Raw genomic sequence first — 25,572 nt, 5'->3', positions numbered from 1 at the left:
AGATTAATTTTAAATTAATATTTAGTAGGCTAAAGTATAGTTATCCTTATCTTTGCTTTTACATTTGCATACTAAAGAAGTATGACGAGTATTTTTAATTAAATGAAAAGTAATATGTTAGATATAAAGGAGGTACGTAAGAATTTTCCAATTCTTACTCAATCAGTAAATGGCAAGCCTTTAGTTTATTTTGACAATGCAGCTACTGCACAAAAGCCAAAAGTGGTAGAGGATGCAATTGTTAAATATTACGAAACTATCAATGCAAATATTCATAGAGGTGTGCATACACTAAGTCAATTGGCTACGGATGCGTATGAAGAAGCTCGTAAAAAAGTACAAGCTCATGTGAATGCTAAGCATGATTATGAAGTACTGTTTACTGCAGGGACTACGTTTGGAATAAACTTGGTGGCAAGTGGTTTTGGTAGTTTACTTAAGGAAGGTGATGAGGTGCTTATTTCAGCTATGGAGCACCATTCTAATATTGTGCCATGGCAGTTCGCTTGTGAACGTTCAGGAGCTACATTGAAAGTTATTCCAATGAATCAGGATGGTGATTTAATTATGGAAGAATTCGACAAGCTATTAAACTCTAATACAAAAGTAGTAGCTGTAACCCATATTTCTAATGCGCTTGGTACTATCAACCCAATTAAGAAAATTATAGCTAAAGCTCATCAAGTGGGAGCTGCTGTATTAATTGATGGTGCTCAAGCAACACCACATATTAAACCTGATGTACAAGACCTAGATTGTGATTTCTACGTGTTCTCAGGCCATAAGGTGTGTGGGCCAACAGGTACAGGGGTTCTTTATGGAAAAGAAGAGTGGTTAAACAAACTACCACCTTATCAAGGAGGAGGAGAGATGATCAAGACTGTTACTTTTGAAAAGACTACATATGCATGTCTACCTCACAAATTTGAAGCAGGTACACCGAATATCGCAGGAGGAATTGTATTAGGAGTTGCTTTAGATTATCTAAACGGAATAGGGTTTGATAAAATAGCAGCCTATGAACATGAACTTTTAGAGTATGGAACAAAACGTTTATCTGAAATAGATGGACTTAAAATATACGGAACTGCTAAAGAGAAGACCTCTGTGATTTCTTTTAATCTAGAAGGTATTCATCCTTATGATGTTGGAGTTATCGTTGATAAACTTGGTGTAGCTGTGCGTACAGGGCATCATTGTACACAACCTATTATGGACTTTTTTGGCATTCCAGGTACGATTAGAGCTTCATTTGCTTTCTATAATACAAAAGAAGAGATCGATGTGTTAGTAGAAGCGGTGAAGAAAGCACAAATGATGTTATCATAATAAGTAAATAAAGAAAATATAACGATATGACAATTAAAGAAATTCAAGAAGAGATAATTGACGATTTTTCAATGTTCGACGATTGGATGCAACGTTATGAATATATTATAGAATTAGGGAAAACCCTTCCGTTAATCGATCCTCAGTATCAAGTAGAAGAGAACTTGATTAAAGGATGTCAATCACAAGTGTGGTTGTATGCAGAATTACAAGATGGTAAGGTCGTTTTTACGGCAAATAGTGATGCTATTTTGACTAAAGGAATTATTGCTATTTTGATTCGAGTGTTTTCAGGACAGAGAACAGAAGATATTCTAAATGCAGATATGTCTTTTATTGACGAGATAGGTCTAAAAGAACATTTGTCTCCGACTAGAGCGAATGGATTAGTTTCAATGATCAAACAAATTAAAATGTATGCTTTAGCTTATCAAGCTAAACAATAAATTTATAGAATATGGAAGAAGTAGATGTACAACAATTAGGGGAGAATATAGTTAAGGTTCTTAAAACTATATATGACCCAGAGATTCCTGTAGATATATATGAGTTAGGATTGATTTATGATGTTTTTGTTAATGAAAATTACGACGTTAAGATTTTAATGACATTAACTTCACCTAACTGTCCTGTAGCAGAGACTTTACCAATGGAAGTAGAGGAGAAGGTAAGATCAATAGACAATGTAAAAAGTGTTGAGATTGAATTAACTTTTGAGCCATCTTGGACAAAAGATTTAATGAGTGAAGAGGCTAAATTAGAGTTAGGAATGCTTTAATTATGGAAGGAGAAATTGTAAATAAGGTTGCTAATAGCGCTCTTAAAGTTTTTGACTTAGAAGAGTTGTATCCTACGAATCCTCGTATGGATATAGATATAGCACAATGGTTATACGAAGGATTTGTTCTTAGAGAGAAAGAATTCAGAGCTTCATTAAAAGAAGTAGATTGGTCTATTTATGAGAATGCCTATGTAGGACTTTTCTGTTCTACAGATGCTATTCTGCCTGGATGGGCATATATGCTTTTAACAAGCCATCTTCAGCCTGTAGCAAAACGTATATTCTTAGGTGATAGAGCTCACTTAGAAAAGTCTATTTATCAAGAATTATTGTTTTCTTTAGATTATTCTCAATATGCAGATTTACCTGTAATTATTAAAGGTTGTTCAAAGAAAGAAATCCCAGAGGAGGCGTATGTTTTAGCAACACAATTAATGATGAATCACGCACGTTCAGTGATGTTTGGAGAAGCATGTTCAGCAGTACCTGTGTATAAACGTACAATTAAAAAGTAGTCCATTCTTTGCTATTTTAACTTATTGTTATTATTTTTGATTGAAATTTTAACAATATGAAGAGACTTTTATTAGGAGTGTGCGCTTTCTTAGCAGTGTATTCAGCTCAGGCTCAGGAAACTGAGGCTAATACAGCAACAGAAGCTGTTAGCCCATGGACAAGAACGGGTAATTTTACTTTTTTACTTAACCAATCTAGCTTCTCAAATTGGCAAGCAGGTGGAGATAATAACGTATCTGGAAGTTTTAAAGTGAATTACGATTTCAATTACAAACAAGGTGATTGGAACTGGGATAATAAAATAATTGCTAGTTATGGTCTTACTAAGTTAAAAGGGCAAGATCAGAAAAAAACGGATGATAGATTAGAGTTTAACTCTTTACTAGGTAAAAAAGCTCAAGGTAATTGGTTCTATTCTGCATTCTTGAATTTCAAGACTCAGATGGATCGAGGGATAGATAAAGATGGAGTATACAACTCACACTTTATGTCTCCAGCTTACCTACAAATAGGACCTGGTATGTTGTGGAAAAAGAGTGATAATTTAAAAGTGAATATTGCACCAGCTACTTCACGTTTTATCTTAGTTCACGACCACTTTACAGAGTTTGGTGATGCTTTTGGTGTTGAAAAAGGTAAATCAATGAAATACCAACTGGGGATGTCTGTTAACGGATACTACAAATTCGACGTTATGGAGAATGTATCAGTTGAGAATATCTTAAACTTATATTCTAATTATCTGAAAAAACCAGAGAATGTGGTAATTGATTATCAGTTGAATGTAGTGATGAAGATTAATAAATATCTTTCTACAAACTTTACATTCCAAACAATCTATGATGACTTAGCTTATAAAGGCTTCCAAGTTAGAGAGATGGTTGGAGTAGGAGTAAACTACAACTTCTAATAGAATACATACAAAGGAAAAAGGGAAGCTCAGTAGCTAGTCATGGTCGGAAGATTAATCTTCCGACTTTTTTTGTTTAAAATGTAATGTATACATTTGGCTTAAGAAAGTAAAATATATGAATACATTTAAAGACCATAAAATAACCGTTGGACAAATTCTACAATTTATACCAGAAGCATTATTAACAAAATTATCAAGTACTACTTCAGTAGATAAATACGCTAAAGTTTTACATGGTAAAAAGATGTTTTATTTATTGTTATACTCTATTTTAGAGAATGATAGATTAAGCCAACGCAGTTTAGAAGATACTTTTAATGGCTCTATTTTTAAGGCTTTGTTTGATTTAGATGAGAGTGAAAAAGTTAGACGTAGTTCTATATCGGATCGTTTTTCTAAAATTGATAGTAATTTTTTTAAAACAATATATGAAAACATCTATGAACAATTCTCTTCTATTTATTCAAAAAAAGAATCCGAAGGTTATAATATAATTCGCGTAGATAGTACCCTTGTTTCAGAAACTGCAGGCAAACTTGTAGAAGGGTTAGATTATAAAACTGGAAAAAAACACATCAAATACAGTACTTTATTTGATGGAATATTACCATGTGGAGTAGAGACATTTAATACATCTAGTTATAGTTCTGAAGAACTAGCTTTACCTGAAGCTATTTTAAAACATGTAGAAAAGGATAAAAATCACAATAATATTTATGTGATTGACAGAGGCTTACAATCTACTAGGACAATGCAAGATTTTACATCTAAAAATATTCCTTTTATCATCAGATCTAAACAAAACAGAAAGTTCAACGAGATAGAGTCTTTATTGACAGATTTCAATCAACAAGAATCTGATAATTATACACTTATCAAAGATGCGAGAGTCAATCTTTTTACAGGTAAAAAGATAACTAGCAAAACAGATAAAACTTATTATAGAGAGGAATTGGTAGAGCAAGAGTTTAGACTTGTAGTAGTAAAAACTAAAGGTAGTGAACAAAAAGAATTTTGGTTTTTGACTAATGATTTTGAGATGACACCTTTTCAAGTCGCAGATTATTATAAATCGAGATGGGACATAGAAGTGTTTTTTAGATTCTTAAAACAAGAACTTAATACGGCTCACTTAGTTTCTCTTAATAAAAATGGTACGCAAGTCATGATATATATGACATTGATTGCTGCTATGCTATTACTTATATATAAACATGCCAATAACTTAGGATATAAAACAGCTAAAAGAAGATTTAATATGGAACTTAAAAACTTGATTATTGCTCTTATTGTAGCTTTAACAGGAGGAGATCCTAATAAAGTACCTATTATATAAAATAATAGTGGTCAGAATTTCTTCCGACCACTACTAGGCATTCGCCAACCTTTTCTTTTTTATAATAGGTTAATACCTTTTTGCTCTGTTTCTCTTCTTACTTCTTCTGGCCAGATGCTCGCTTGTACCTCTCCAATGTGCTTTTTGCGTAATAAAAACATACAAATTCTTGATTGACCTAGACCTCCACCTATACAAAGAGGTAACTTGTCCTCAAGTAATAAGCTGTGATATAACAATGATTTTTTATCTAAAGCTCCTGCTAACTCTAATTGATGTTCTAAAGCTTCTTTGTCTACTCTAATTCCCATAGAAGATAGTTCTAATGATTTACCATGAACAGGGTTCCAAACTAGTAAATCTCCATTTAGTCCTTTATAACCATCTTCTGTAGGAGTAGTCCAATCATCATAGTCAGCAGATCGGCTATCATGCGGAATGCCATTAGATAGCTTTCCTCCAATTCCTATAATAAAAATAGCTCCATATTCTTTCGCTATTGCATGTTCTCTTTCTTTTGGAGCAAGAGTAGGGTATAGTTGTAAAAGTTGCTCAGAATGGATAAAAGACAGTTTTTTAGGCAGGATAGGTTCTATTCCTAGTTCTTCATATATTCTGTGTTCTGTGTCTAGCAATGTTTGATAGATCGAACGTACTATATTTTTCAAATAACTTAATGTTCTATCTGCTTTTTTAATACGTAACTCCCAGTCCCATTGATCGACATAGATAGAGTGTATAGGACTACTATCTTCGTCAGGACGAAGAGCTTTCATATCTGTTAGAATTCCCTCATGAGCATCTAACTCTAGCTCTTGTAGTCTTATTCTTTTCCATTTTGCTAATGAGTGAACTACTACACCGCGATTGTTATTTAGAAATTTTACAGGGAATGACACTGGACGCTCTATACCGTTTAAATCATCATTAATACCTGTGCCTTCATTTACGATCATAGGTGATGATATAGGGTATAGGTTAAGTGCATCACATAGTCCTTTAGAGAATTGTTCTTTGACTAATGCAATGGATTTTTCTGTTTGTAAAATTTCTTTTTTGCTCATGATTTTTTGTTTTTGAATTTGTTTTAAAATAAAAAAGGCTCCTCAGAGAGGAGCCTTTAAACGGATAATGAAATAATATATAATTAACTTAAATCAATGCCAATAGGATTCCTCTTCGAGTCGTAGAAACGATTCAAATTATTATTAGAGAAATTATTGTTCATTGATAAATACATATAATCAGCTTTTTAGCAATACTGTAAAAATAGAAAAAATATTATTATCTAATCTTCTTTTACTAATTAATTTATAAACAAATATTTTATTCTTCTTCTGAAGATTCAATTAAATGATCATAATCTGGGAATAAAAAGTTGTTGTAAGGGAAACGTGTAATGTGGATTTCACGTACTGCTTCGTAAACTTTCTTTCTAAACTCTTCAAAGTTTTCTTTGTTTGTTGCTGAGATAAAAATAGCATTGTTTTCACCTACTTTATTCATCCAAGTCTTCTTCCATTCTTCTATTGAATAGTGTTTAGAAGTGCGTTCTGTCATTAGATCATCTTCTTCGATTCTCTCAGGTTGATAAGCATCTATTTTGTTAAATATCATAATAGTAGGCTTGTCATTACTCTTGATATCTTTAAGGATTTCATTTACAGATTCGATGTGATCTACGAAGTCATGGTGAGAAATATCTACTACGTGTAATAATAGATCTGCTTCTCTTACTTCATCTAATGTACTTTTAAATGACTCAACTAACTGAGTAGGTAGTTTGCGGATAAAACCAACAGTATCTGACAATAAGAATGGCAAGTTGCCAATTACGATTTTACGTACAGTAGTATCTAGTGTTGCAAACAACTTATTCTCTACGAATACTTCACTTTTACCTACAGCATTCATTAGTGTAGACTTACCCACGTTAGTATATCCTACTAAGGCTACTCGTACCATTGCTCCGCGGTTTCCTCTTTGAGAAGCCATTTGCTTATCGATTACCTTTAATTTATCTCTTAGAAGGGTAATACGGTCACGTACGATACGTCTATCTGTTTCTATCTCTGTCTCTCCAGGACCTCTCATTCCGATACCTCCACGTTGTCTTTCTAAGTGAGTCCACATACCAGATAGTCTAGGTAATAGATACTGGAATTGTGCTAGCTCTACTTGAGTTCTTGCATAAGAAGTTTGTGCTCTTTGCGCAAAGATGTCTAGGATTAGGTTAGTACGATCTAGTACTTTACAGTCTAGTTCTCTAGAAATATTCTTTTGTTGAGCAGGCGATAGTTCATCATCGAATATCACAGTGTGAATATCGTTCTCTACAATATAATTATGAATTTCTTGCATCTTCCCAGTACCAACAAAGGTCTTAGGATTCGGCTTGTCCATTTTCTGTGTAAAACGCTTATATACTTGTCCTCCTGCAGTAAATGTCAAAAACTCTAATTCGTCTAAATACTCATTTAGCTTTGATTCATCTTGATCTTGTGTAATGATTCCAACGATTACAGAACGTTCAAAATTTATTTCTTCTCTATCAATCATATAAACTATATTATAGTGCAAAATTACTAAAATTGTAAGACTAAATAAGAAGATACTTTAAAATACTGTCTTTTAATTTGTTATCACTACCCTTAAAAGGTGGAATATTATGAAAACATTTGCTCTTTTTATGAAATCAAATAACTTTTACTCTTTGTTTTTCAGTATCTTGCTATAGATTGTTATGGTACATTTTTTGCCATTATAGAAGAAGTGATAACATTTTATACTTTTTGAAATGAAAACAATACAATATATATTTTTAGTTATTTTTTCTCTTACTGGGGCTTTAGGTTTTGGCCAGAGAGCTGTTGTAACAGCTAATAACTATGACATTAGCGATAATCTAGACCTTCAGGCTGTAGCTTCTATATTTGGAGAGTCTAAAGATTTAGCTGACTTTGAATTCAGGCTGAATGACCCTAACTTGAGAATCAATAACCTCGATTTGAATAGAGATGGTTATGTAGATTATCTACGAGTTGTGGAATTAGTGGAAGGAAGAACACACCTTATTGTCATTCAGGCAGTATTAGGCAAGGATCTTTTCCAAGATGTTGCAACTATTGAAGTAGAAAAAGATACTAGAGAAAATGTAGTATTAATGCAAGTAGTAGGGAACTCTTATCTCTATGGTCCTAATTATATTTACGAGCCTGTTTATTTAAGTAGACCTCCTATGTTTACTTTATTCTGGACGAATAATTATAGAGCTTATCACTCATCGTGGGGTTGGGGATATTATCCTGACTATTACTACCATTATTCTCCTTATAGTACAGACAGATATATGAGTCATGTACACATCCAGATTAATCATTATAATAATTATTATTATTCTAGTAATAGATATAGTACACGTGCACAAAGAATGTATTATGATGTAGCTCAGAACTCTTATGAAAGCCAGAATCCAAATCAATCCTTTAGAACTAGATATGGAGAAGATAGTTTCTACAATAGAAAAGATCTAACAGATACAAGAGGTAGTTCTAACTCACGTAGTGAATACTCAGTGGACAGTAACCAAAATCCAAATTATAGAAGATCTGCTTATACGGATAATAGTAGCACATCTAGTAATGGAAGTGGTAACTCTCGTTCTAGTTACAGCAGAGGAGGTAGTTCTACAGATACTAATGGTTCTGGTTCATATAGCAGAGGAGAGGCGATAGCGAATAGTGGAAGCAGCAACTCTCGTTCTAGCTACAGCAGAGGTAGTAGTTCTACAGATAATACTAGTTCTGGTTCTTATAATAGAGGAGAGGCGATATCGAATACAGGAAGTAACAATTCTCGTTCTAGCTACAGTAGAGGTAACTCTTCTAATAATACGAACTCATCGTCTAATAATTCCTCTTATTCTAGATCTAGCTATAGTAGAGGAAGCTCATCTTATCCTAGTAGCTCTAGTAATAGTAGTTATAACCGTTCTTCTAGTAGCTCTTCTTATCCAAGTAACTCATCTTCAAGATCTAGTTATAGTAGAGGTAGCTCTTCTTATCCGAGTAGTTCTAGTAACAGTAGCTACAGTCGCTCGTCTAGTAGCTCTTACCCTAGTAGTTCATCAAGTAGTAGCTATAGCCGCTCATCTTCTGGAAGTAGTTCATCAGGCTACAGTAGAGGAGGAAGCAGTAGTTCTTCATCGTCTAGATCTAGTTATAGTCGATAATTAAAAGAGTAAATAAGCTAATTTTAGCAATAAATAAGAAAAGGCGAAGTATCATTACTTCGCCTTTTTTATATGCTTTAGAATTGTCTTATTTAAAGATGTCATTTAAGATTTTAGCTAATCTTAATCCCCCTTTTAATAATTGACTTTCTACGTTGTCTTTGTGATCAAAGTGGTATCTGTAGCTTAGAGATTCTTCAGGCTCTACACTTGCATATAGTTTATTCGCCATCGTATATGAATCATAAATCCAATCTTCTAATGTACCAGAAGTGATTTTTTGATTGTAGTTAGCACCGTGTACATCTAGTACAGTAGCATATTCTGTATAGCTGTATTTATCGAAGTCAACTAGAGCAGAGTCCCATAGACTGTGTAAGTTAGTTGCTTTTCTAAACCATTCTATTTTTACTCTATTTCCTCCTAGATCCTCTGGTCTACCGATGTGTAGTGGTTGATGAGCATCACCGATGATATGGATTAAAAAGTACAGATTCTCTTGTTTTTTTGCTAACGGAAGATTCTTGTCTTTTAACTCTTCGATAAGGATAAGAGCTCTTTTGTATAAGTTCTCATCTGTAGAGTTAGTTAGTTCTTTATCGAATGCTTGTCTATCTAGATCACCTGGCATATTGATATAGTGCCAGCTATCTGCGAACTTCCAAGAAGGATCTGACTTTAAGAAGTCTGGCCAGTTAGCCCAATACGCTAATTGTTGGTTACCAATGATTTCTTTTAATTGTTTTTTAGCTTTTTTGCTTAAGTTTCTTTCTGCTAATTCAGCTACTACTCTGTGACCAGTAGTACCCCAAGCAAATACATTAGCTGTCTGTAATGCGAAGAATGCAACTACAAATAGGGATAATAATTTCTTCATAATATTATTCGTTAAATAGAGCTATAAGTTCTGTAGCGTCACTCGGTTTCATCTTTCCTGCGATAACTAGACTTAACTGCTTACGTCTTAAGGCTCCGATGTATCTTTCTTTCTCTAAATCTGTTTCAGGGATTAGCTCAGGGATAGCTACAGGATGACCTGTATCATCTACAGCTACGAATGTATAGATAGCTTCATTTGCTTTTTTCTTTATTCCTGATTCTCTGTCTTCGATCCATACATCTAAGTATACTTCCATAGACGAGTTAAATGAGCGTGATATTTTAGCCTCCACAGTTACTACACTTCCTAGAGGAATAGGTCTGTTAAAAGCGACGTGGTTCACTGATGCAGTAACGCATACTCTGCGCGAGTGTCTTCTAGCAGCGATACCAGCAGCTCTATCCATACGAGCTAATAATTCTCCACCGAACATATTATTAAGTGGGTTAGTCTCTCCTGGTAGAACTAAGTCTGTCATTAAAGTAGCTGATTCAGATACTAATTTTGCTTCCATTGTTATTATTTTCGACAAATATAGGCACATTAAATAAAAATCCCGAACCTTTTCAGATTCGGGATATATGTTTTAACTATTTATTGTACTAAAATCCAAGCATCAATATTGATAGTATTATGTATTTTTCTCATTTCTCGTTGAGCCTCTTGTTGGGTCGTATAGCTACCATAAGAGACAGGATACACTCCATACTTCGTACGAGATAGTGCTTTTGCACCTTCATATCCTTTTTTCTGTAGTTTCTTAGCCTCAGATAGCGAAGTTTGTTCTGATCTAAAAGCACATGCGATAACGTGATAAGGGGTACTTACAGTCTCTTCTAAGACTACCTCTTCTTCTTTTACAGGAATAGAGATAGTAGTAGCAGTAGGCTCTATGATGAATGTAGCTTGTTGTATTTTATTCTCTACTCTACTTTGAACATTTTTACCTACAGTGTACGCTTCATCGTTTAAGTACGCTTCATAACCTTTGTTTACAAAGACTCCAGCAGTACTAATGAATAAAGCCACTACAGCAGCATATTTAAAGAATGTGTACTTCTTATTCGTTTTAACAGTAGGCACAGTTACAGTTTCAGCAAGTGGGATGATAGGAGATCGCTCTATCGTCTTTGCCATTACTGTAGATAGACCAAAAGAGGTCATTAAGTAATTACTATTAGAAGCAGGTTCGAATACTAGATTGCCTTCAGAATTAGTTTGGAACATACCCACATTCAGTAGTTCTAAACTACCGATATTGCGCAACTCTACTTCCCATCCTTTAATACTCTGATTGATTAAAAGAACAGCTTCATCATAAGAGATATTCTCTTCTACAGCGATATGATTAGCTAATAACCCATCGTTATGCTTAATATTCGCATTAAAAGAAAGACTCTTCTGTGGAGGGAAGAAACATTGTTTCTCCTCACTGTAGTATGATGACTTGATTTCTGTCAATAGAGCTCCAAAACCAGGAATGATTACACACTGGTATCGATAAAGCAAAGCTGATATGTATTTTTCGATCTTCATAAAGACAAAATTACATTAAACAATAACTAATCAAAAAAATATTCACTATTATTTTTAACCATCGATAACTTTTTTATATCTAGTAAGTTATATTACTAAAACAAATGAAAGAATATCGCGGGTTGACATGATGTTGGATAGGTTTTTGAGGCTGTGATGTGAAGATACAAATACTATAATTGATTACCAATTTATCTATGGAAGAAGAAAGGTTATTTTATATGTTGGCATTACAATCTACTGTGGGCGTAGGGCCGATAACAGCTAAGCGATTATTAGATTACTTTGGTTCTCCTAAAGAAGTCTTTTTAGCAAAAGAGAAGGATGTAATTGCTGTACATCGCATTGGTAATATGCTATGGCGCAATCTTCAAGATAGCAACGTCTTAAAAAGAGCAGAACAAGAGTTAAGAAATATCGAGAAGTATCACCTGTCTTGTTTTGATTATACAGATAGTTGTTACCCTTCCTTGTTGAAAGAGTGTGAGGATAGTCCCTTACTGTTGTTTAGTACAAGACCCAGTATCAGTTTAGACAATAGAAAGGTCATTAGCTTCATAGGTACTCGTAATCCAAGCAAAAGAGGTGTGGATATCTGTGTGGAATTAATAAGTGATCTGAAGCCGTATAATCCTATTATTGTGAGTGGTCTAGCCTACGGAGTAGATATTACTGCACATGTTGCTGCTTTAGACAATGGTTTAGATACTTATGCTGTTCTTGGACATGGGTTGAATAGAGTTTATCCAGATGTTCATACAGCTGTAGCTAGGCGTATTGAAGAACAGGGTGGAGCTTGTCTATCTGAGTTTTGGGTAAGTAGTAAGGTAGATAGAGAGAACTTTATTCAGCGCAATCGCATTGTAGCTGGGATGTCTCAAGCGACTATCGTTGTAGAAAGTGCTATTAAGGGAGGCTCTATGTCTACGGTGACTTTTGCTAATGATTATAACAGAGACGTATTTGCAGTTCCTGGGAGAGTTGGTGATATTATGAGTGCAGGGTGTAATCATCTAATTCAAAAAAATAAAGCACAATTATTAACTTCTGCTAAGGAGATTGTAGAAACCTTAAACTGGGATGCTCAAGCTAAAGCTCCTAAAGTTATTCAACCCCAACTATTTCTTGATCTCAATCCTGAAGAACAATCGATAGTTGATTTTTTGAGTAAGCACGAACGTGAGTTACTTGATATTATAGCACTCAGTTGTTCACTTCCGATTTATAAGGTAAGTAGTATCCTGCTTAATTTAGAAATGCTAGGAGTAGTAAGACCATTGCCAGGGAAGTATTTTGAACTACTATAGTGATGATAAACAAATAAGCCTTACACTGAGGTAAGGCTTATAAGATATCTAAAGAAAGGTTATAGAAGACTATTTAGCACTTCCGTAACCTAGTTTCTCTCTTACTTTATTTAAAGTTCCTGTAGCGATTACAGACGCTTTTTCTGCACCAATACCTAGTAGACGATCTACTTCTTCTAAGTTATTGATATAGTACTCGTATTTCTCACGAATATCTTTAAACTTCTCAACGATAAGTTCGAAAAGCTCTTGTTTTGCATGTCCATAACCATAGTTACCACCTAAGTATTTAGCTCTCATCGCTTCTACTTGTTCTGGAGTAGCTAATAGTTTATAGATCGTGAATACATTACAAGTATCAGGATTCTTAGGATCCTCTAGAGGAGTACTATCTGTCTCGATGCCCATTACTTCTTTTCTCAATACCTTATCTGTTTGGAAAATATTGATGGTATTGTGTCTAGACTTAGACATTTTGTTTCCATCTGTACCAGGCACTACCATTACTTCCTCTTGTATTTTCACCTCTGGTAATACAAAAGTTTCTCCCATTTGGTGATTGAAACGAGATGCTACATCACGTGTAATCTCTAAGTGTTGCATTTGGTCTTTTCCTACTGGTACGAATTCTGCATCGTATAGTAAGATATCCGCAGCCATCAGCATTGGGTAAGTAAATAACCCTGCATTAACATCAGATAAAACATCTGCTTTATCTTTAAACGAATGAGCTAATGTTAGACGTTGGTATGGAAAGAAGCAACTTAAGTACCAAGTAAGTTCAGTTGTTTGCGGTACATCTGACTGGCGGTAAAAAGTTACATGATTAACGTCTACACCACAAGCAAGCCAAGTAGCCGCAACACTATAGGTATTTTCTTGTAAAGTTTTAGCGTCTTTAATTTGCGTTGCAGAGTGCAAGTTCGCAATAAAAATAAAAGACTCATTCTCTTTTTTGTTTGCCATTTCTACTGCTGGTAGAATAGCTCCTAAAAGATTCCCTAAGTGTGGAGTTCCTGTACTTTGAACTCCTGTTAGAATTTTAGCCATTGCGTGATATTAATTATTTAAAAAGCAAAGATAAGTGAATTGAAGTTTATTTGCCTTGTTTTTACTAGCTAATGTGGTTATATGGCGATAGAATTGTTTATTTTTGAAGTTAGTAAAAGATAGAATTTGTAATACAAATGATAAAAAGTATAGGTGCGTTTTTCAGTTCACTTTGGCGACTGTGGTTTTATATCTGGATGGTAATCGTTATTTTAATATTATCTCCTTTTTTATTGATAACGATTGGATCAGAGAAGTCTTATCCTCAGTTTTTTAAAGTAGCTCGTATCTGGGCTATTCTCGTATTTTACGGAATAGGGATGAGGTATAAGATAGAAGAGGAGACTCCGTTAGAGAAAGGGAAGAGCTATATGTTTATTGCTAATCACACTTCGATGTTAGACATTATGATGATGCTTATCCTTGTAAAGGACAATCCTTTTGTCTTTGTTGGTAAGAAAGAATTATCGAGTATTCCAGTGTTTGGGTTCTTTTATAAGCGTGCTTGTATTCTAGTAGATAGAAAGGATGCAAGAAGTAAGAAGCAAGTATTCGACAGTGCACAAGAGCGTTTAAGTAGAGGGCTGAGCATCTGCATTTTTCCAGAAGGAGGCGTGACAGATGATAGAACGATCATACTAGACAGTTTTAAGGATGGGGCTTTTCGACTTGCTATAGATCATCAGATACCGATAGCTCCTTTAGTGTTTGGTAGGTTGAGACATTATTTCCCTTTTGTGTGGGGGATAGGGCACCCAGGAGTGGTACCAGTTAAGATATTTCCTTGTATAGAAACGAAAGGGCTGACCTTAGAGAATAAAAAAGAAGTAAGAGATATGGCTTTTAATCTATTATATGATCCTGTGTTAGAATGGGAGAAGGAATATAAAGCTTAATAATGCAAAAAGCGGTGAGACAACGAAGATCTCACCGCTTTTTTAGTTATAGTGTGGTTTATGGATTCACAGTTGTATAATACCTGCTCCTGAAATTCTACCACTTGCATGAACGAAGTCATTCATAGATTGGTTTTGTTCAGTAGACAGTTTACTGTAATTAATATCAAGTTTAGAACGGCTCATTGATAAATCAAATAGTTCTTTTTGAATCTCTTTTTGACGGCCTGCATCAGTTGAAGTTTTAAACTCTTCTACTAGTGCCATCTCTTGTTTATAAGAAGCAATCACATCTTCTTGTGGCACGTCTGGTAGCTTTAGCTCTAATGCATTAGGTTCTGTAATCGTACACGCTCCTCCTGCAACCATGTTCTGTTGGTGAAAACCTTTGCTCTCTGCAGGTAAATCTTCATCGTAGAAAGCTATGAATTCTGCTTTAGTAAAGAATTTATTGTAGAAGTTACCTACAGCATTCTTATTATGCGTAATCTGTTCTTCAGGATATTCTTCCCCTAAGAAGTAAGTACATCTATATAAGTTATTATCTATAAATAGAGCGTTAGTCGATTTGATATTATCTTCATAAAGTACATCATCAATAACAACTTCTCTCGCAGTAGAACCAAATTTGTCAAAGTTACCTTCTGTAGCATATACCATTGAGAAGATATAGTGCGGTTCTAAAGTTGGGTTGATGATACCACCAGAGTTTTGTTTGAATACATTGAACTTGTTTTTTTGTCCGTTGTAGTCTAATTCGTGTACACCATTCTCTAGTTTTAATACCTCAAAGGTATTTGGGGCTAGGGTATATTTTTGATTATCTAGTGATACTGTAATCTCTTTATCAGTTGGGTTAGACAGATAAAAATCATGTCTTTTAAACGGATCGTCGCAGCTAATAAAGGTCATAATTGTTAGCAATAGTGCTAATAATCGTAATTTCATATTGTTGTTTTGTGTTTTATTGAACTACAAAATTAAGTGATTCTCCTTTTAGTGCCTAGTGTTAATGGATTATTATATAAAAGGCGTTGGTGTTGTTGAGATACTTTTTTTGTACTATTTAACGTTATTATGTATTGATTAATAGATATATGGCTTTAGATAGACATCATAAGAAAATTGTGTTGAGAGGAATATTTAGTAGCTTACCTATGCTAATAGGCCTTTCTGTTTTGTTTATCATTGCAGAAGGTAAAGGAGTTTTTCTAATTCCTTGTAATACTCTATGTTAGTGGTTTTATGTATATAGCAGTATTGACGTTGCGATATGCTGCACTAGCTGGATTTATAGGTTGATATATAAAAAAATCCCTCACAATACTATTGTAAGGGATTCGTATTTAAGGATAGAAACAATTAAGCTTCTTTATTTTTAATTTCGTCCTTGATTAATTGTTCAAGTTCTTCCATTAGTTCAGGGTTGTCTTTAATCACTGATTTAACAGCATCACGACCTTGTCCTAACTTAGTATCACCGTAGCTAAACCAAGATCCGCTTTTCTTCACGATTTCATAGTCAACTGCCATATCCAGTACTTCACCTACTTTAGAGATACCCTCACCATACATGATATCAAACTCAGCTGTACGGAAAGGAGGTGCTACTTTATTCTTCACGATTTTTACTTTCGTTCTGTTACCGATCACATTCTCACCATCTTTAATCTGAGTAGACTTACGGATATCTAGACGTACAGAAGCGTAGAACTTCAATGCGTTACCTCCCGTAGTAGTCTCAGGGTTACCGAACATTACACCGATTTTATCACGTAACTGGTTAATAAAGAATACAGTACAGTTAGTTTTGCTAATAGTAGAAGTTAACTTTCTCAATGCTTGAGACATTAAACGAGCGTGTAATCCCATTTTGGAATCTCCCATCTCTCCTTCGATTTCACTCTTAGGAGTTAAGGCAGCAACAGAGTCAATTACTACTAAGTCAATAGCTCCAGAACGAATTAAGTTCTCAGCGATCTCTAATGCTTGTTCCCCGTTGTCTGGTTGAGATATAATTAAGTTGTCGATGTCTACACCTAGTTTTTGTGCATAGAAACGGTCAAAAGCGTGCTCCGCATCAATGAATGCTGCGATACCACCTGCTTTTTGTGCTTCTGCGATAGCGTGTAAAGTTAAAGTCGTCTTACCTGATGATTCTGGACCGTATATCTCTATAATTCTTCCTCTAGGGAACCCTCCTACACCTAATGCAAGGTCAATACCTAGTGATCCTGAAGAAATAACTTCTACCTCTTCTACAGCAGTATCTCCCAACTTCATTACTGTTCCTTTACCATAAGTTTTGTCTAACTTATCAAGTGTAAGTTGTAACGCTTTTAATTTTGCTTCTTTATCTGCACTCATTTTTTATAAAAATTAGATTCTTACTGATGTAAAAGTAATATAAATTAATTACAGTCCAAGAGAGTAGTATCATTATGCTATGAATTATAGCAGGTGAGCACGATCTCTTTGCTATGATATAATTTATAGCAATGTGTTGTTTTTAACCTCGTCCTTGTGATAGTATGATGTAGGAGAAATAATCCTAAAAATAAGGGTTTGAATTTTAGGAGAATGTACCCTAAGATAAGGTTTAGACAATGGGTGATGAGATTTAGACGTTGTTTTGAGTGATAAGGGAATGATCATTATTTGATAGGCTAGTGATCGGCTATTTTATGCACTTTTAAGCCGACCAAATGCCCATCAGAAGCCGACCACAAGCCGACCACCTCAATTGTGATTGGAAAAATAAGACATGATGGCTTCGTTCTTTTAGGAGATAGTATGTGAGTTTAAGTGTGTGGTGTCGCATTTGTAGTAGGGCTTATTTATAGAAAGGTTTTGATTTTAGCGTGTGGAGAAGTGATGGGGTCTATACTATTTTAGAATTATGTATTTTTAGCACTTAATTTTAGCGTTATTAGGATAATATATGTATCAGGTAAAAAAGTGTTTTAAAGTATTGTTGTTCACTCTAGTAGTGTTGTTTTCATTTTGTAGTTGTGATGGTTTATTAGGAGATAGATTAGTAATAAGTAACGTAATAGAGGGTACAGAAGACGTTATATTGATTCCTTCTCAAGATAAGGATGGGAGATGGGGATATGTAGATGAGGATAAGAATTGGGTGATAGAACCTCAGTATGCCGACGCTTGGATGTTTAGTAGAGGTATGGCTGTAGCGAGTGTAAGTGATGGTGAGTATGGTATTATAAACACAGTAGGAGAATGGATGGTAGAACCAAAGTATCTAATCATCACCACTCATGTGGATAGACGTGGGGCGAAATACTTTATGACACAAAAAGACCATAAGACTACGATATATGATGAGGGAGGCCATAAGATTACTTCTACTCTAGAGATGATTATCGAGTCTGATACTATTTTTGAGAATGACCGTTATCGATTAGTTGGTAGTAATAATCACTATGGGTTTATTAACCCAAAAGGAGAGTGGGTTATAGAGCCTAAGTATTCTTTTGGGACACAATTTTCTGAGGGATTAGCTAGTATGAGTCTAGACGATAACAGTCGTGTTATTATCAATGATAAAGGAGATGTTCTCAAGCATTTCTCTGAAGAAATTGGTTATGTCGGAATCTTTAGAAATGGTTTAGCCCCTATACGTAATAGAGATGCTTATGGTTATGTAAATAAGACAGGAGAGGTAGTTATCGACTATAAATATGTAGATGCAAGTGATTTTAAAGATGGAATTGCTTTCGTACGAGAGGATGATTCTAATACTTTTCATTGTATTAATACTTCGGGAGAGACGTTGTTCAGTAAGGAGTGTGACTTTATACTATCAGTAGGTCATGGACTAGTGTATACCACTGTGATGGCAAAGACGGGAATCCTGAATAAAAAAGGTGATATCGTATTACCAATAGCCTACGATGTAATCTTCGAGATAGAACAAGAGCATTATGTAAAGGTGCGTCAAGATGATAAATACTTCTATGTAGACTTACGTAATGGCAAGCGTTATTAAATTATTTAAGGTTAGTTTTTTGCGTAGGAAGTAACTTATCCCGACTTTTGTAACAAATAGAAAGACAATGAAATTACCAATATTAGCATACGGAAATAAAACATTAAAAGTAGACTGTGATGCGATAGATAGCAGTTCTGAAGACCTAAATAAGCTAATCGATAATATGTGGGAGACTATGGAGAACGCTTATGGATGCGGGCTAGCAGCTCCTCAGATAGGAGAGACTAAGCAGCTATTCGTAGTAGATAGTATCGTGATGTATGAGAATGCAGAAGAGGATGAGCGCAAAACTAATTTCGCAGAGGGAGATACAGGAATGCGCGAGACGTTTATCAACGCACGTATTATCGGTAAGTCTGACGAGACATGGGATGAGATAGAAGGATGTCTAAGTATTCCTGATATTTTTAAGCGTGTTACACGCCCATGGTCTATCACGATAGAATATCTAGATAGAGACTTTAAACCTCATACTAAGACGTTCCACGGTACTACAGCGCGTATTATACAACATGAGTACGACCATACGAGAGGGGTTTTATTTACAGATCGATTAAGCTCATTGACTAAAAAGTTGATAGGTACAAAGCTTAATAAAATTATGAATGGTAAGGTATTTACTGATTATAAAATGAAGCCATAAGAAATACAAAAGTCGCTATAAAAGCGACTTTTTTGTTTTCAGTATATGGGGTTGGGATAGCGTGATTTAGAAGAAGTATATATCATGATGAATCTCTCTGAGAATGTGGACAGAATAGGTCTGTTCCTTTTTTAACTAAAAAACGATTTTTATAAGAAAAGTTTATTTGTAATTAATTGTTTTACTTGTTGTTATGAGCTTGGTTAAATTATTCTTAATTTTATTTTTTCACACTTCTCTATCCTACATTTGATCCAACAAAAACAAAGATTTATATCGCTATGAAATTAACAAAAATGACTTTAGCTATTGCATTAGTAGCTATTACTTTCGCTTCTTGTAAACAACAAACTGAAGCTCCTGTATCTGAAGAAACAACAACTACTGAAGTAGTAGAAGAGACTACAGCACCTGAGGCTGTGGACACTACAGTATTAGTTTCGTCTTGGACTCAACCAAACCCTATTAATGATAAAGAAGTACAAGGATTCGAACTAAAAGAGGACGGAACTGCTACTTCTATTAATATGGCTACACTTAAAACAAATAAGTGGTGGGTAGAAGGAGATAAATTGTTCTTAGAACAAGAGAGTATCGGTAATGGTACATCTAGTGTAGATACTGTGTCATACCAATTTGAGGTAGTTGATGGTAAAACATTAAACCTAGTGAATGGTGAGTCAAAAGATTCATTCACTAAAAAGTAATCTAATTTAGATTTTTTAAATACAAATGAAACAAACAGTTCTTGCTTTAGCTTTTGTAGCTATCGCTTTCGCTTCTTGTAAACAACAGACAGAAGCTCCAGTAGTGGAAGAAACTACACCAACAGAAACAGTAGCTGAGTCTACTCCTGTCATTCTTGATATGAAACACTTGGTAGGTGCATGGACACAGCCAAATGGAGCAGATGCAAGTCTACTACAAGGATTTGAACTAAAAGAGGACGGGACAATGTCTTCTATCAAGGATAAGGCTAACGAATTCACTAAATGGAAGATGATAGATAATACTGTTATCTTCGAAACAGCGATGGTAGGTACTGATTCTACTTCTGTGAAGTCTGCTACGTTTACGTATGAGGTGACAGATCAGAGTACATTAAAGCTTACTGCTAATGGTGTGACGGAAGTGTTCACTAAACAATAAGAACTATTATTATTTATATAAACAGAAGCTACCTCAAAAGGGTAGCTTTCGTTATTTTTGTAAGTATAATGTAAAGGTAAAGATGGAACATAAGGAACTTAATTTGTCGGTAGTAGAGCTAAAGTCGTTTATCCCGTGTAAGGACTTTGAGGTATCTAAAGCGTTCTATACAGCTATTGGATTTAAGATAGTATGGCAGAGTGAAGAACTGTGCTTGCTTGATTGTGGAACGGAGAAGTTCTTTTTACAGAATTTTTATAATCAAGAGGCTGCAGAGAATCTAATGTTTCATTTGCAAGTAGAGAATGCAGATGATTGGTACACACATCTGCAAAACCTAGATCTTCAGTCAAAATATGCTATCCGACTGACTGCTGTAGAAGACAGAGCGTGGATGATGAGAGACTTTGTATTAATAGATCCATCAGGAGTACTGTGGCGTATAGCACATAATATCTAATGCTGTCCAATGGACTTAGTATAATTATTAGCTACCTGTAGGGTGGCTTTTTCTATTTTTACTAGTCAGAAAAAGATAGATATGACGACAACAGACTTGAGTAAGCTACAATATTATATAGATGTGTTACCTGCTAGATTAGAGCAGTTTACAGAAGAAGAGTTTTCTTATAAAGAAACAGAGGGTAAGTGGAGCAAAAAAGAGATAGTAGGACATCTTATCGATAGTGCGACTAATAATCATCACCGTTTAGTCAGAGCTCAGTTTGAGGACAATCCTGTTGTTTCTTATGCACAGAATGAATGGGTAGAAGTGAGTGCTTATCAGCAAATGCAACAAGACACTGTGATTAGAACATGGAAGATGTATAATGCATTTCTCTTAGAGATCGTTTGTAATATTTCTGTTGAGGTTTTGAATACTAAAATGGCTAATGGTCATACGCTTGCCTTTTTAGTAGAAGATTATGTAAGTCATTTAGAACACCATTTAGGTCAGATATTCGATGATTTTGATTTTAAGGCATAGGGATAAACAAGAAGAGGTTGACCTATACAGTCAACCTCTTCTTGTTTAGATAATACATGTGTATTACTTAATAAAGCTAAGTGTCTTATCTGACCATTCACCGATAAGAGGTAATGGTTTTTTCTTTTCTCCTGCTGCATTAAGTATTCCCATAATCATATATAAAAGAATAATTAAGTATAACACTAGTGCTATCATGCCTGCAATGATTGGGAATATACCTGCTATTACTCGTATAACAAGTGATAAAACGAAGCTTAAGATTAATACACCAAATGATTGTCTTAGGTGGTATTTTAGTAAATCATTTGCTTTTTCTTTTCCTACAAAGAATGCTACTAACCATCCAATTAATGTGATGTATGATACGATTGATAAAGTTTTATTGTCCATTTTATGAGTTTTATTTGAAACAAATATCTGTATAATTGTCTCATATATTATTGTTTAGACTCGTCTATTTCGCAAAAATGGCTGTTTATGGGGATATTTAAGGAATGCATTATTGCGTTCAATTCATAACAAATGATAAATCTATAAAGTCAAGCATTCTTACAGAATACCTTTTGTAGAGGAGATGCTTAAAATAGAAGCTGAGGTTCTAAAAAAAGGATTGAATAATTTGATAGTTAACTATTTATGTAAATTTTATAAGGTTCAATTCTCATTTTTAAATCTAAATACTATCTTTGCACCGAAATTCTTCCATTTAGGATTTCAAACATATATAATCTACACTTAAAAGTATATAGCATGCAACTGTATAACACATTAAGCGCAGAGGAAAGAGCTGAACTTATCGAGCAAGCGGGAGAGAACCGTTTGACTTTATCTTTCTATGCGTACGCCAAAATAGAAAACCCACAACAATTTAGAGACGATTTATTCCTAGCTTGGGATGCATTAGACGCTTTAGGACGTACTTATGTAGCTCACGAGGGGATCAATGCTCAGATGTCTGTGCCTGCATCTAAGTTTGATGCATTCAGAGAGACGTTAGAGCAGTATGATTTCATGAAAGGAATCCGTCTGAATGTAGCTGTAGAGCAAGATGACTTATCATTCTTAAAGCTAACAGTGAAGGTTAGACACAAGATCGTAGCTGATGGTCTAAACGATGATACATTCGATGTTACGAATAAGGGAATTCACTTAAAGGCAAAAGAATTCAACGAATTATTAGAAGACCCGAATACGGTCGTAGTGGACTTTAGAAACCACTATGAGAGTGAAGTAGGGCACTTCGTAGGAGCGATCACTCCAGACGTGGACACATTCCGTGAATCACTGCCAATCATTAAAGACCAATTAGAAGACATCAAAGAGGAGAAAAACTTATTGATGTACTGTACAGGAGGTATCCGCTGTGAGAAAGCATCAGCTTACTTTAAACACAACGGGTTTAAGAATGTATACCAATTAGAAGGAGGTATTATTGAATACACTCGTCAGGTAAAGGCAGAAGGATTAGAGAGTAAGTTCATCGGAAAGAACTTCGTGTTTGACCACCGTCTAGGAGAGCGTATTACAGACGATATTATCTCTAACTGCCATCAGTGTGGTAAACCATGTGATACTCACGTAAACTGTGCTAACGAGGCATGTCACTTATTGTTTATTCAGTGTGATGAGTGTGCTGAGAAGATGCATGGATGCTGTTCTGATGAGTGTTTAGATATCATTCAGTTACCAGAAGATGAACAAAAACGCTTACGTCAAGGAGTACAAAAAGGAAACTTAGTATTCAAGAAAGGGCGTTCAGAAGCATTAAAGTTCCAAGGAGAACGCAGTGCTACTGATGAGATTAAAGCAGTGAAGGTAAGTGCAGTAACACAAATCCGCAAGAAACAAGTAGAGCGAAAAGTACTTATTGGTACAGCTCAACACTACTTTACTAAAGCTAGTGTAGGGCAGTTTATTGTTGACAAGGAGTTAAATGTTGGAGATAAAGTAGCTATCGTAGGGCCTACTACAGGTGATGAGAGACTAACTATAGAGAAGATGATGGTAAATGGAGTGGAAGTTAGTAAAGCTAATAATGGAGATAAGATGACTATGGAATTAGGTTTCCGTATTCGTAAAAACGACCAATTGTATAAAATAATAGATTAAGCATAAAGAATATGACAGTTTCAGGAAGAGTAGAGCTTATGGCTCCTGCAGGTAACTTCGAGTCTTTACAGGCCGCATTAGATAACGGTGCAGACTCAGTATATTTCGGAGTAGACCAGTTAAATATGCGTGCGCGTTCTACGGTAAACTTTTCTATTGATGATTTAGAAGAGATTGCGAGAAGATGTAAAGAGAAGAATGTACGTACTTATTTGACATTAAACACTATCGTTTATGACCATGACTTATCAGTGGTGAAAACTTTATTGAATAAGGCAAAAGAGGCAGGGCTTACAGCAGTAATCGCATCTGACCAAGCAGTAATTGCATCTGCAAGAGCGATCGGGTTAGAAGTACATATCTCTACTCAACTAAATGTCACAAACATTGAGACTGTTAAGTTCTATAGCTTATTCGCTGATACTATCGTACTATCTCGTGAGCTAAGCTTGAGACAAGTAAAAAAGATCACTGAAGCTATCGAAAGAGAACAAGTGAAAGGGCCTTCTGGTAATTTGGTAGAGATAGAGATCTTCGGTCATGGAGCATTGTGTATGGCAGTATCAGGTAAGTGCTACTTAAGCCTTCACTCACATAACTCTTCTGCAAATAGAGGAGCATGTAAACAAAACTGTCGTAAGAAATACACAGTAATAGATCAAGAGAGTGGTTTTGAGATCGAGATAGATAATGAGTATATGATGTCACCTAAGGACTTATGTACTTTAGATTTCTTAGATCAAGTGATCGATGCTGGTACTAAGGTACTGAAGATAGAGGGTAGAGGTAGAGCTCCTGAGTATGTAGCAACTGTGATTCGTACTTACCGTGAGGCTATTGATGCTATCGCTGATGGTACTTACTCTCAAGAGAAAGTAGCAGAATGGATGAAAGCTTTAGAAACGGTGTATAACCGTGGATTCTGGAGTGGATATTACTTAGGACAGAAATTGGGAGAGTGGAGTGATAACCCTGGTAGTAATGCAACTCAGAAAAAAGTGTATGTAGGTAAAGCTGCTCACTACTTCCAGAAAGCATCTATCGGAGAGTTTAAAATAGAAGCTTATGATATCAAGGTAGGAGATAAGATTCTTATCACAGGACCTAGTACGGGAGCACAAGAGTTAATCGTAGAAGAATTATTCGTCAATGAGCAGAAGGTAGAGAAAGCGACTAAAGGAGATGACTGTACTATCAAGATTCCGTTTAGAATTCGCTTATCTGATAAGCTGTATAAAATAGTAGAGGCATAATGGTCATAGTCACGCTACAACGAGATAAGTGTATCGGATGTAATTATTGTGTTGAGGTTGCTCCTCAGCAGTTTCAGATGTCTAAGAAAGATGGAAAGACTGTTTTGTTGAAATCTGTGAATAATAAAGGATTTCATACGCTTAAGTCACCAGATTATACTATTTTAGAGGCATGTGAACAAGCAGAGAAAGTTTGTCCAGTACATATCATTACCGTAAAAGATGTATAATATGAGAAAGATATATTATTTAAGTACTTGTACAACATGTAAGCGTATCATGGCTGAGATGCCAGAATTAGATACGTTTGAACTACAAGAGATTAAGAAGAACCCTGTAACAGAGTCACAGTTAGAAGAGATGTATAAGCAAGTGGGTAGTTATGAAAAGCTATTTAATAAGCGAGCTCAACTGTACAAAAGTGAAGGGTTAAAAGACAAGAATCTTCAAGAAGATGATTTTAAAAAACTTATTCTAGAGCAATATACTTTTCTAAATCGCCCAGTAATGTTTATCGACGGTAACATTTATGTTGGGAATAGTAAGAAAGTAGTAGAGGCTGCTATCGAACAAGTAAAGAATAAATAGTAAGGAAAACATTAATGCAATGAATTATATAAACGGTTCAGATAAGTTTTTTACT

Annotated in this window: 28 protein-coding genes; 19 read left to right on the top strand and 9 right to left on the bottom strand. The window is 35.0% G+C overall.

Going from position 1 to position 25,572, the window contains the following annotated elements:
* Positions 1–114: 114 nt before the first annotated feature.
* The 6 genes from RT228_RS07465 (at position 115) to RT228_RS07440 (ending at position 4,875) form a co-directional block, all read left to right on the top strand.
* A complete protein-coding gene (locus tag RT228_RS07465) occupies positions 115–1,329 on the top strand; it encodes a cysteine desulfurase (protein ID WP_313138573.1) in 1,215 nt (404 codons plus the stop codon).
* 26 nt (positions 1,330–1,355) lie between these two features.
* On the top strand, positions 1,356–1,775 hold the full coding sequence (locus RT228_RS07460) for a SufE family protein (protein WP_006257879.1): 420 nt from the start codon (positions 1,356–1,358) through the stop codon (positions 1,773–1,775).
* Positions 1,776–1,786: 11 nt separating this feature from the next.
* Positions 1,787–2,107, top strand: a complete 321-nt coding sequence (locus tag RT228_RS07455) for an iron-sulfur cluster assembly protein (protein WP_006257878.1) — start codon at positions 1,787–1,789, stop codon at positions 2,105–2,107.
* Positions 2,108–2,109: 2 nt separating this feature from the next.
* Positions 2,110–2,625, top strand: coding sequence for a DUF2480 family protein (locus tag RT228_RS07450; RefSeq protein ID WP_006257877.1), 516 nt, complete (start codon positions 2,110–2,112; stop codon positions 2,623–2,625).
* Positions 2,626–2,681: 56 nt separating this feature from the next.
* Positions 2,682–3,536: a DUF3078 domain-containing protein gene (locus RT228_RS07445; protein ID WP_313138572.1), complete on the top strand. Its 855-nt coding sequence runs from the start codon at positions 2,682–2,684 to the stop codon at positions 3,534–3,536.
* 118 nt (positions 3,537–3,654) lie between these two features.
* Entirely contained in the window at positions 3,655–4,875 is a 1,221-nt protein-coding gene (locus tag RT228_RS07440) for an IS4 family transposase (RefSeq protein WP_313138571.1), read from the top strand.
* A gap of 59 nt (positions 4,876–4,934) precedes the next feature.
* Here the strand turns inward: RT228_RS07440 and asnA are convergent, their stop codons facing one another.
* Complete coding sequence (gene asnA, locus RT228_RS07435) at positions 4,935–5,939, bottom strand: aspartate--ammonia ligase (protein ID WP_016649943.1); 1,005 nt, start codon at positions 5,937–5,939, stop codon at positions 4,935–4,937.
* A gap of 262 nt (positions 5,940–6,201) precedes the next feature.
* Positions 6,202–7,434: a GTPase HflX gene (gene hflX / locus RT228_RS07430; protein ID WP_006257874.1), complete on the bottom strand. Its 1,233-nt coding sequence runs from the start codon at positions 7,432–7,434 to the stop codon at positions 6,202–6,204.
* A gap of 238 nt (positions 7,435–7,672) precedes the next feature.
* On the opposite strand from hflX, the gene RT228_RS07425 reads away from it, so the two are divergent.
* Positions 7,673–9,106 (top strand): hypothetical protein, encoded by a 1,434-nt coding sequence (locus RT228_RS07425; RefSeq protein WP_006262486.1) that lies wholly within the window; start codon positions 7,673–7,675, stop codon positions 9,104–9,106.
* Between the two features lie 88 nt (positions 9,107–9,194).
* Here RT228_RS07425 and RT228_RS07420 read toward each other — a convergent pair whose 3' ends face one another.
* The 3 genes from RT228_RS07420 to RT228_RS07410 form a co-directional block, all read right to left on the bottom strand.
* On the bottom strand, positions 9,195–9,983 hold the full coding sequence (locus RT228_RS07420; protein WP_006262487.1) for a S1/P1 nuclease: 789 nt from the start codon (positions 9,981–9,983) through the stop codon (positions 9,195–9,197).
* Positions 9,984–9,987: 4 nt separating this feature from the next.
* Positions 9,988–10,500, bottom strand: coding sequence for an acyl-CoA thioesterase (locus RT228_RS07415; protein ID WP_006257871.1), 513 nt, complete (start codon positions 10,498–10,500; stop codon positions 9,988–9,990).
* Between the two features lie 80 nt (positions 10,501–10,580).
* Complete coding sequence (locus tag RT228_RS07410) at positions 10,581–11,522, bottom strand: SPOR domain-containing protein (RefSeq protein WP_313138570.1); 942 nt, start codon at positions 11,520–11,522, stop codon at positions 10,581–10,583.
* Between the two features lie 221 nt (positions 11,523–11,743).
* Between RT228_RS07410 and dprA the strand changes: the two genes are divergently transcribed.
* Complete coding sequence (gene dprA / locus RT228_RS07405; RefSeq protein WP_006262489.1) at positions 11,744–12,829, top strand: DNA-processing protein DprA; 1,086 nt, start codon at positions 11,744–11,746, stop codon at positions 12,827–12,829.
* Between the two features lie 69 nt (positions 12,830–12,898).
* On the opposite strand, the gene trpS is transcribed toward dprA, so the two are convergent.
* Positions 12,899–13,879: a tryptophan--tRNA ligase gene (gene trpS / locus RT228_RS07400; RefSeq protein ID WP_006257868.1), complete on the bottom strand. Its 981-nt coding sequence runs from the start codon at positions 13,877–13,879 to the stop codon at positions 12,899–12,901.
* Between the two features lie 137 nt (positions 13,880–14,016).
* Between trpS and RT228_RS07395 the strand changes: the two genes are divergently transcribed.
* Positions 14,017–14,775, top strand: coding sequence for a lysophospholipid acyltransferase family protein (locus tag RT228_RS07395; protein WP_313138569.1), 759 nt, complete (start codon positions 14,017–14,019; stop codon positions 14,773–14,775).
* 66 nt (positions 14,776–14,841) lie between these two features.
* Here RT228_RS07395 and RT228_RS07390 read toward each other — a convergent pair whose 3' ends face one another.
* Both RT228_RS07390 and recA read right to left on the bottom strand, forming a co-directional pair.
* Entirely contained in the window at positions 14,842–15,723 is an 882-nt protein-coding gene (locus RT228_RS07390; RefSeq protein ID WP_006266045.1) for a hypothetical protein, read from the bottom strand.
* Between the two features lie 414 nt (positions 15,724–16,137).
* Positions 16,138–17,142 (bottom strand): recombinase RecA, encoded by a 1,005-nt coding sequence (gene recA / locus RT228_RS07385; protein ID WP_006257865.1) that lies wholly within the window; start codon positions 17,140–17,142, stop codon positions 16,138–16,140.
* Positions 17,143–17,716: 574 nt separating this feature from the next.
* Between recA and RT228_RS07380 the strand changes: the two genes are divergently transcribed.
* The 6 genes from RT228_RS07380 (at position 17,717) to RT228_RS07355 (ending at position 21,564) form a co-directional block, all read left to right on the top strand.
* Positions 17,717–18,781 carry a WG repeat-containing protein gene (locus tag RT228_RS07380; RefSeq protein ID WP_006266046.1) on the top strand — a complete coding sequence of 355 codons (1,065 nt, stop codon included), beginning with the start codon at positions 17,717–17,719 and terminating at the stop codon, positions 18,779–18,781.
* Positions 18,782–18,848: 67 nt separating this feature from the next.
* Positions 18,849–19,427 carry a peptide deformylase gene (gene def / locus RT228_RS07375; protein ID WP_006266047.1) on the top strand — a complete coding sequence of 193 codons (579 nt, stop codon included), beginning with the start codon at positions 18,849–18,851 and terminating at the stop codon, positions 19,425–19,427.
* Between the two features lie 281 nt (positions 19,428–19,708).
* Complete coding sequence (locus tag RT228_RS07370; RefSeq protein ID WP_006266048.1) at positions 19,709–20,134, top strand: lipocalin family protein; 426 nt, start codon at positions 19,709–19,711, stop codon at positions 20,132–20,134.
* A gap of 25 nt (positions 20,135–20,159) precedes the next feature.
* Entirely contained in the window at positions 20,160–20,576 is a 417-nt protein-coding gene (locus tag RT228_RS07365) for a lipocalin family protein (RefSeq protein WP_006266050.1), read from the top strand.
* 82 nt (positions 20,577–20,658) lie between these two features.
* Positions 20,659–21,036 carry a VOC family protein gene (locus tag RT228_RS07360; protein ID WP_006262495.1) on the top strand — a complete coding sequence of 126 codons (378 nt, stop codon included), beginning with the start codon at positions 20,659–20,661 and terminating at the stop codon, positions 21,034–21,036.
* A gap of 81 nt (positions 21,037–21,117) precedes the next feature.
* Positions 21,118–21,564, top strand: coding sequence for a DinB family protein (locus RT228_RS07355; protein WP_313138568.1), 447 nt, complete (start codon positions 21,118–21,120; stop codon positions 21,562–21,564).
* Between the two features lie 63 nt (positions 21,565–21,627).
* Here the strand turns inward: RT228_RS07355 and RT228_RS07350 are convergent, their stop codons facing one another.
* Positions 21,628–21,957, bottom strand: a complete 330-nt coding sequence (locus RT228_RS07350; protein WP_006257858.1) for a hypothetical protein — start codon at positions 21,955–21,957, stop codon at positions 21,628–21,630.
* 360 nt (positions 21,958–22,317) lie between these two features.
* Here RT228_RS07350 and RT228_RS07345 point away from each other — a divergent pair, with 360 nt between their 5' ends.
* Genes RT228_RS07345 through RT228_RS07330 form a run of 4 tightly spaced genes read left to right on the top strand, consistent with a single transcriptional unit; the run spans position 22,318 to position 25,517 of the window.
* The gene (locus tag RT228_RS07345; RefSeq protein ID WP_006266052.1) at positions 22,318–23,676 is read left to right on the top strand and encodes a rhodanese-related sulfurtransferase; all 1,359 of its coding nucleotides are present in this window, start codon (positions 22,318–22,320) and stop codon (positions 23,674–23,676) included.
* A gap of 11 nt (positions 23,677–23,687) precedes the next feature.
* Positions 23,688–24,929, top strand: a complete 1,242-nt coding sequence (locus RT228_RS07340; RefSeq protein WP_006257856.1) for a U32 family peptidase — start codon at positions 23,688–23,690, stop codon at positions 24,927–24,929.
* A complete protein-coding gene (locus tag RT228_RS07335; protein WP_006257855.1) occupies positions 24,929–25,159 on the top strand; it encodes a ferredoxin in 231 nt (76 codons plus the stop codon). The genes RT228_RS07340 and RT228_RS07335 overlap by 1 nt, the downstream gene beginning before the upstream one ends.
* 1 nt (position 25,160) lies before the next feature.
* On the top strand, positions 25,161–25,517 hold the full coding sequence (locus RT228_RS07330; protein WP_006257854.1) for an arsenate reductase family protein: 357 nt from the start codon (positions 25,161–25,163) through the stop codon (positions 25,515–25,517).
* Positions 25,518–25,572 lie beyond the last annotated feature (55 nt).

Source organism: Myroides sp. (genome assembly GCF_032073645.1).
In the GTDB taxonomy this organism is placed as follows: Bacteria; Bacteroidota; Bacteroidia; order Flavobacteriales; family Flavobacteriaceae; genus Flavobacterium; species Flavobacterium odoratimimum.
This window is presented reverse-complemented; position numbering and strand designations above follow the sequence as displayed.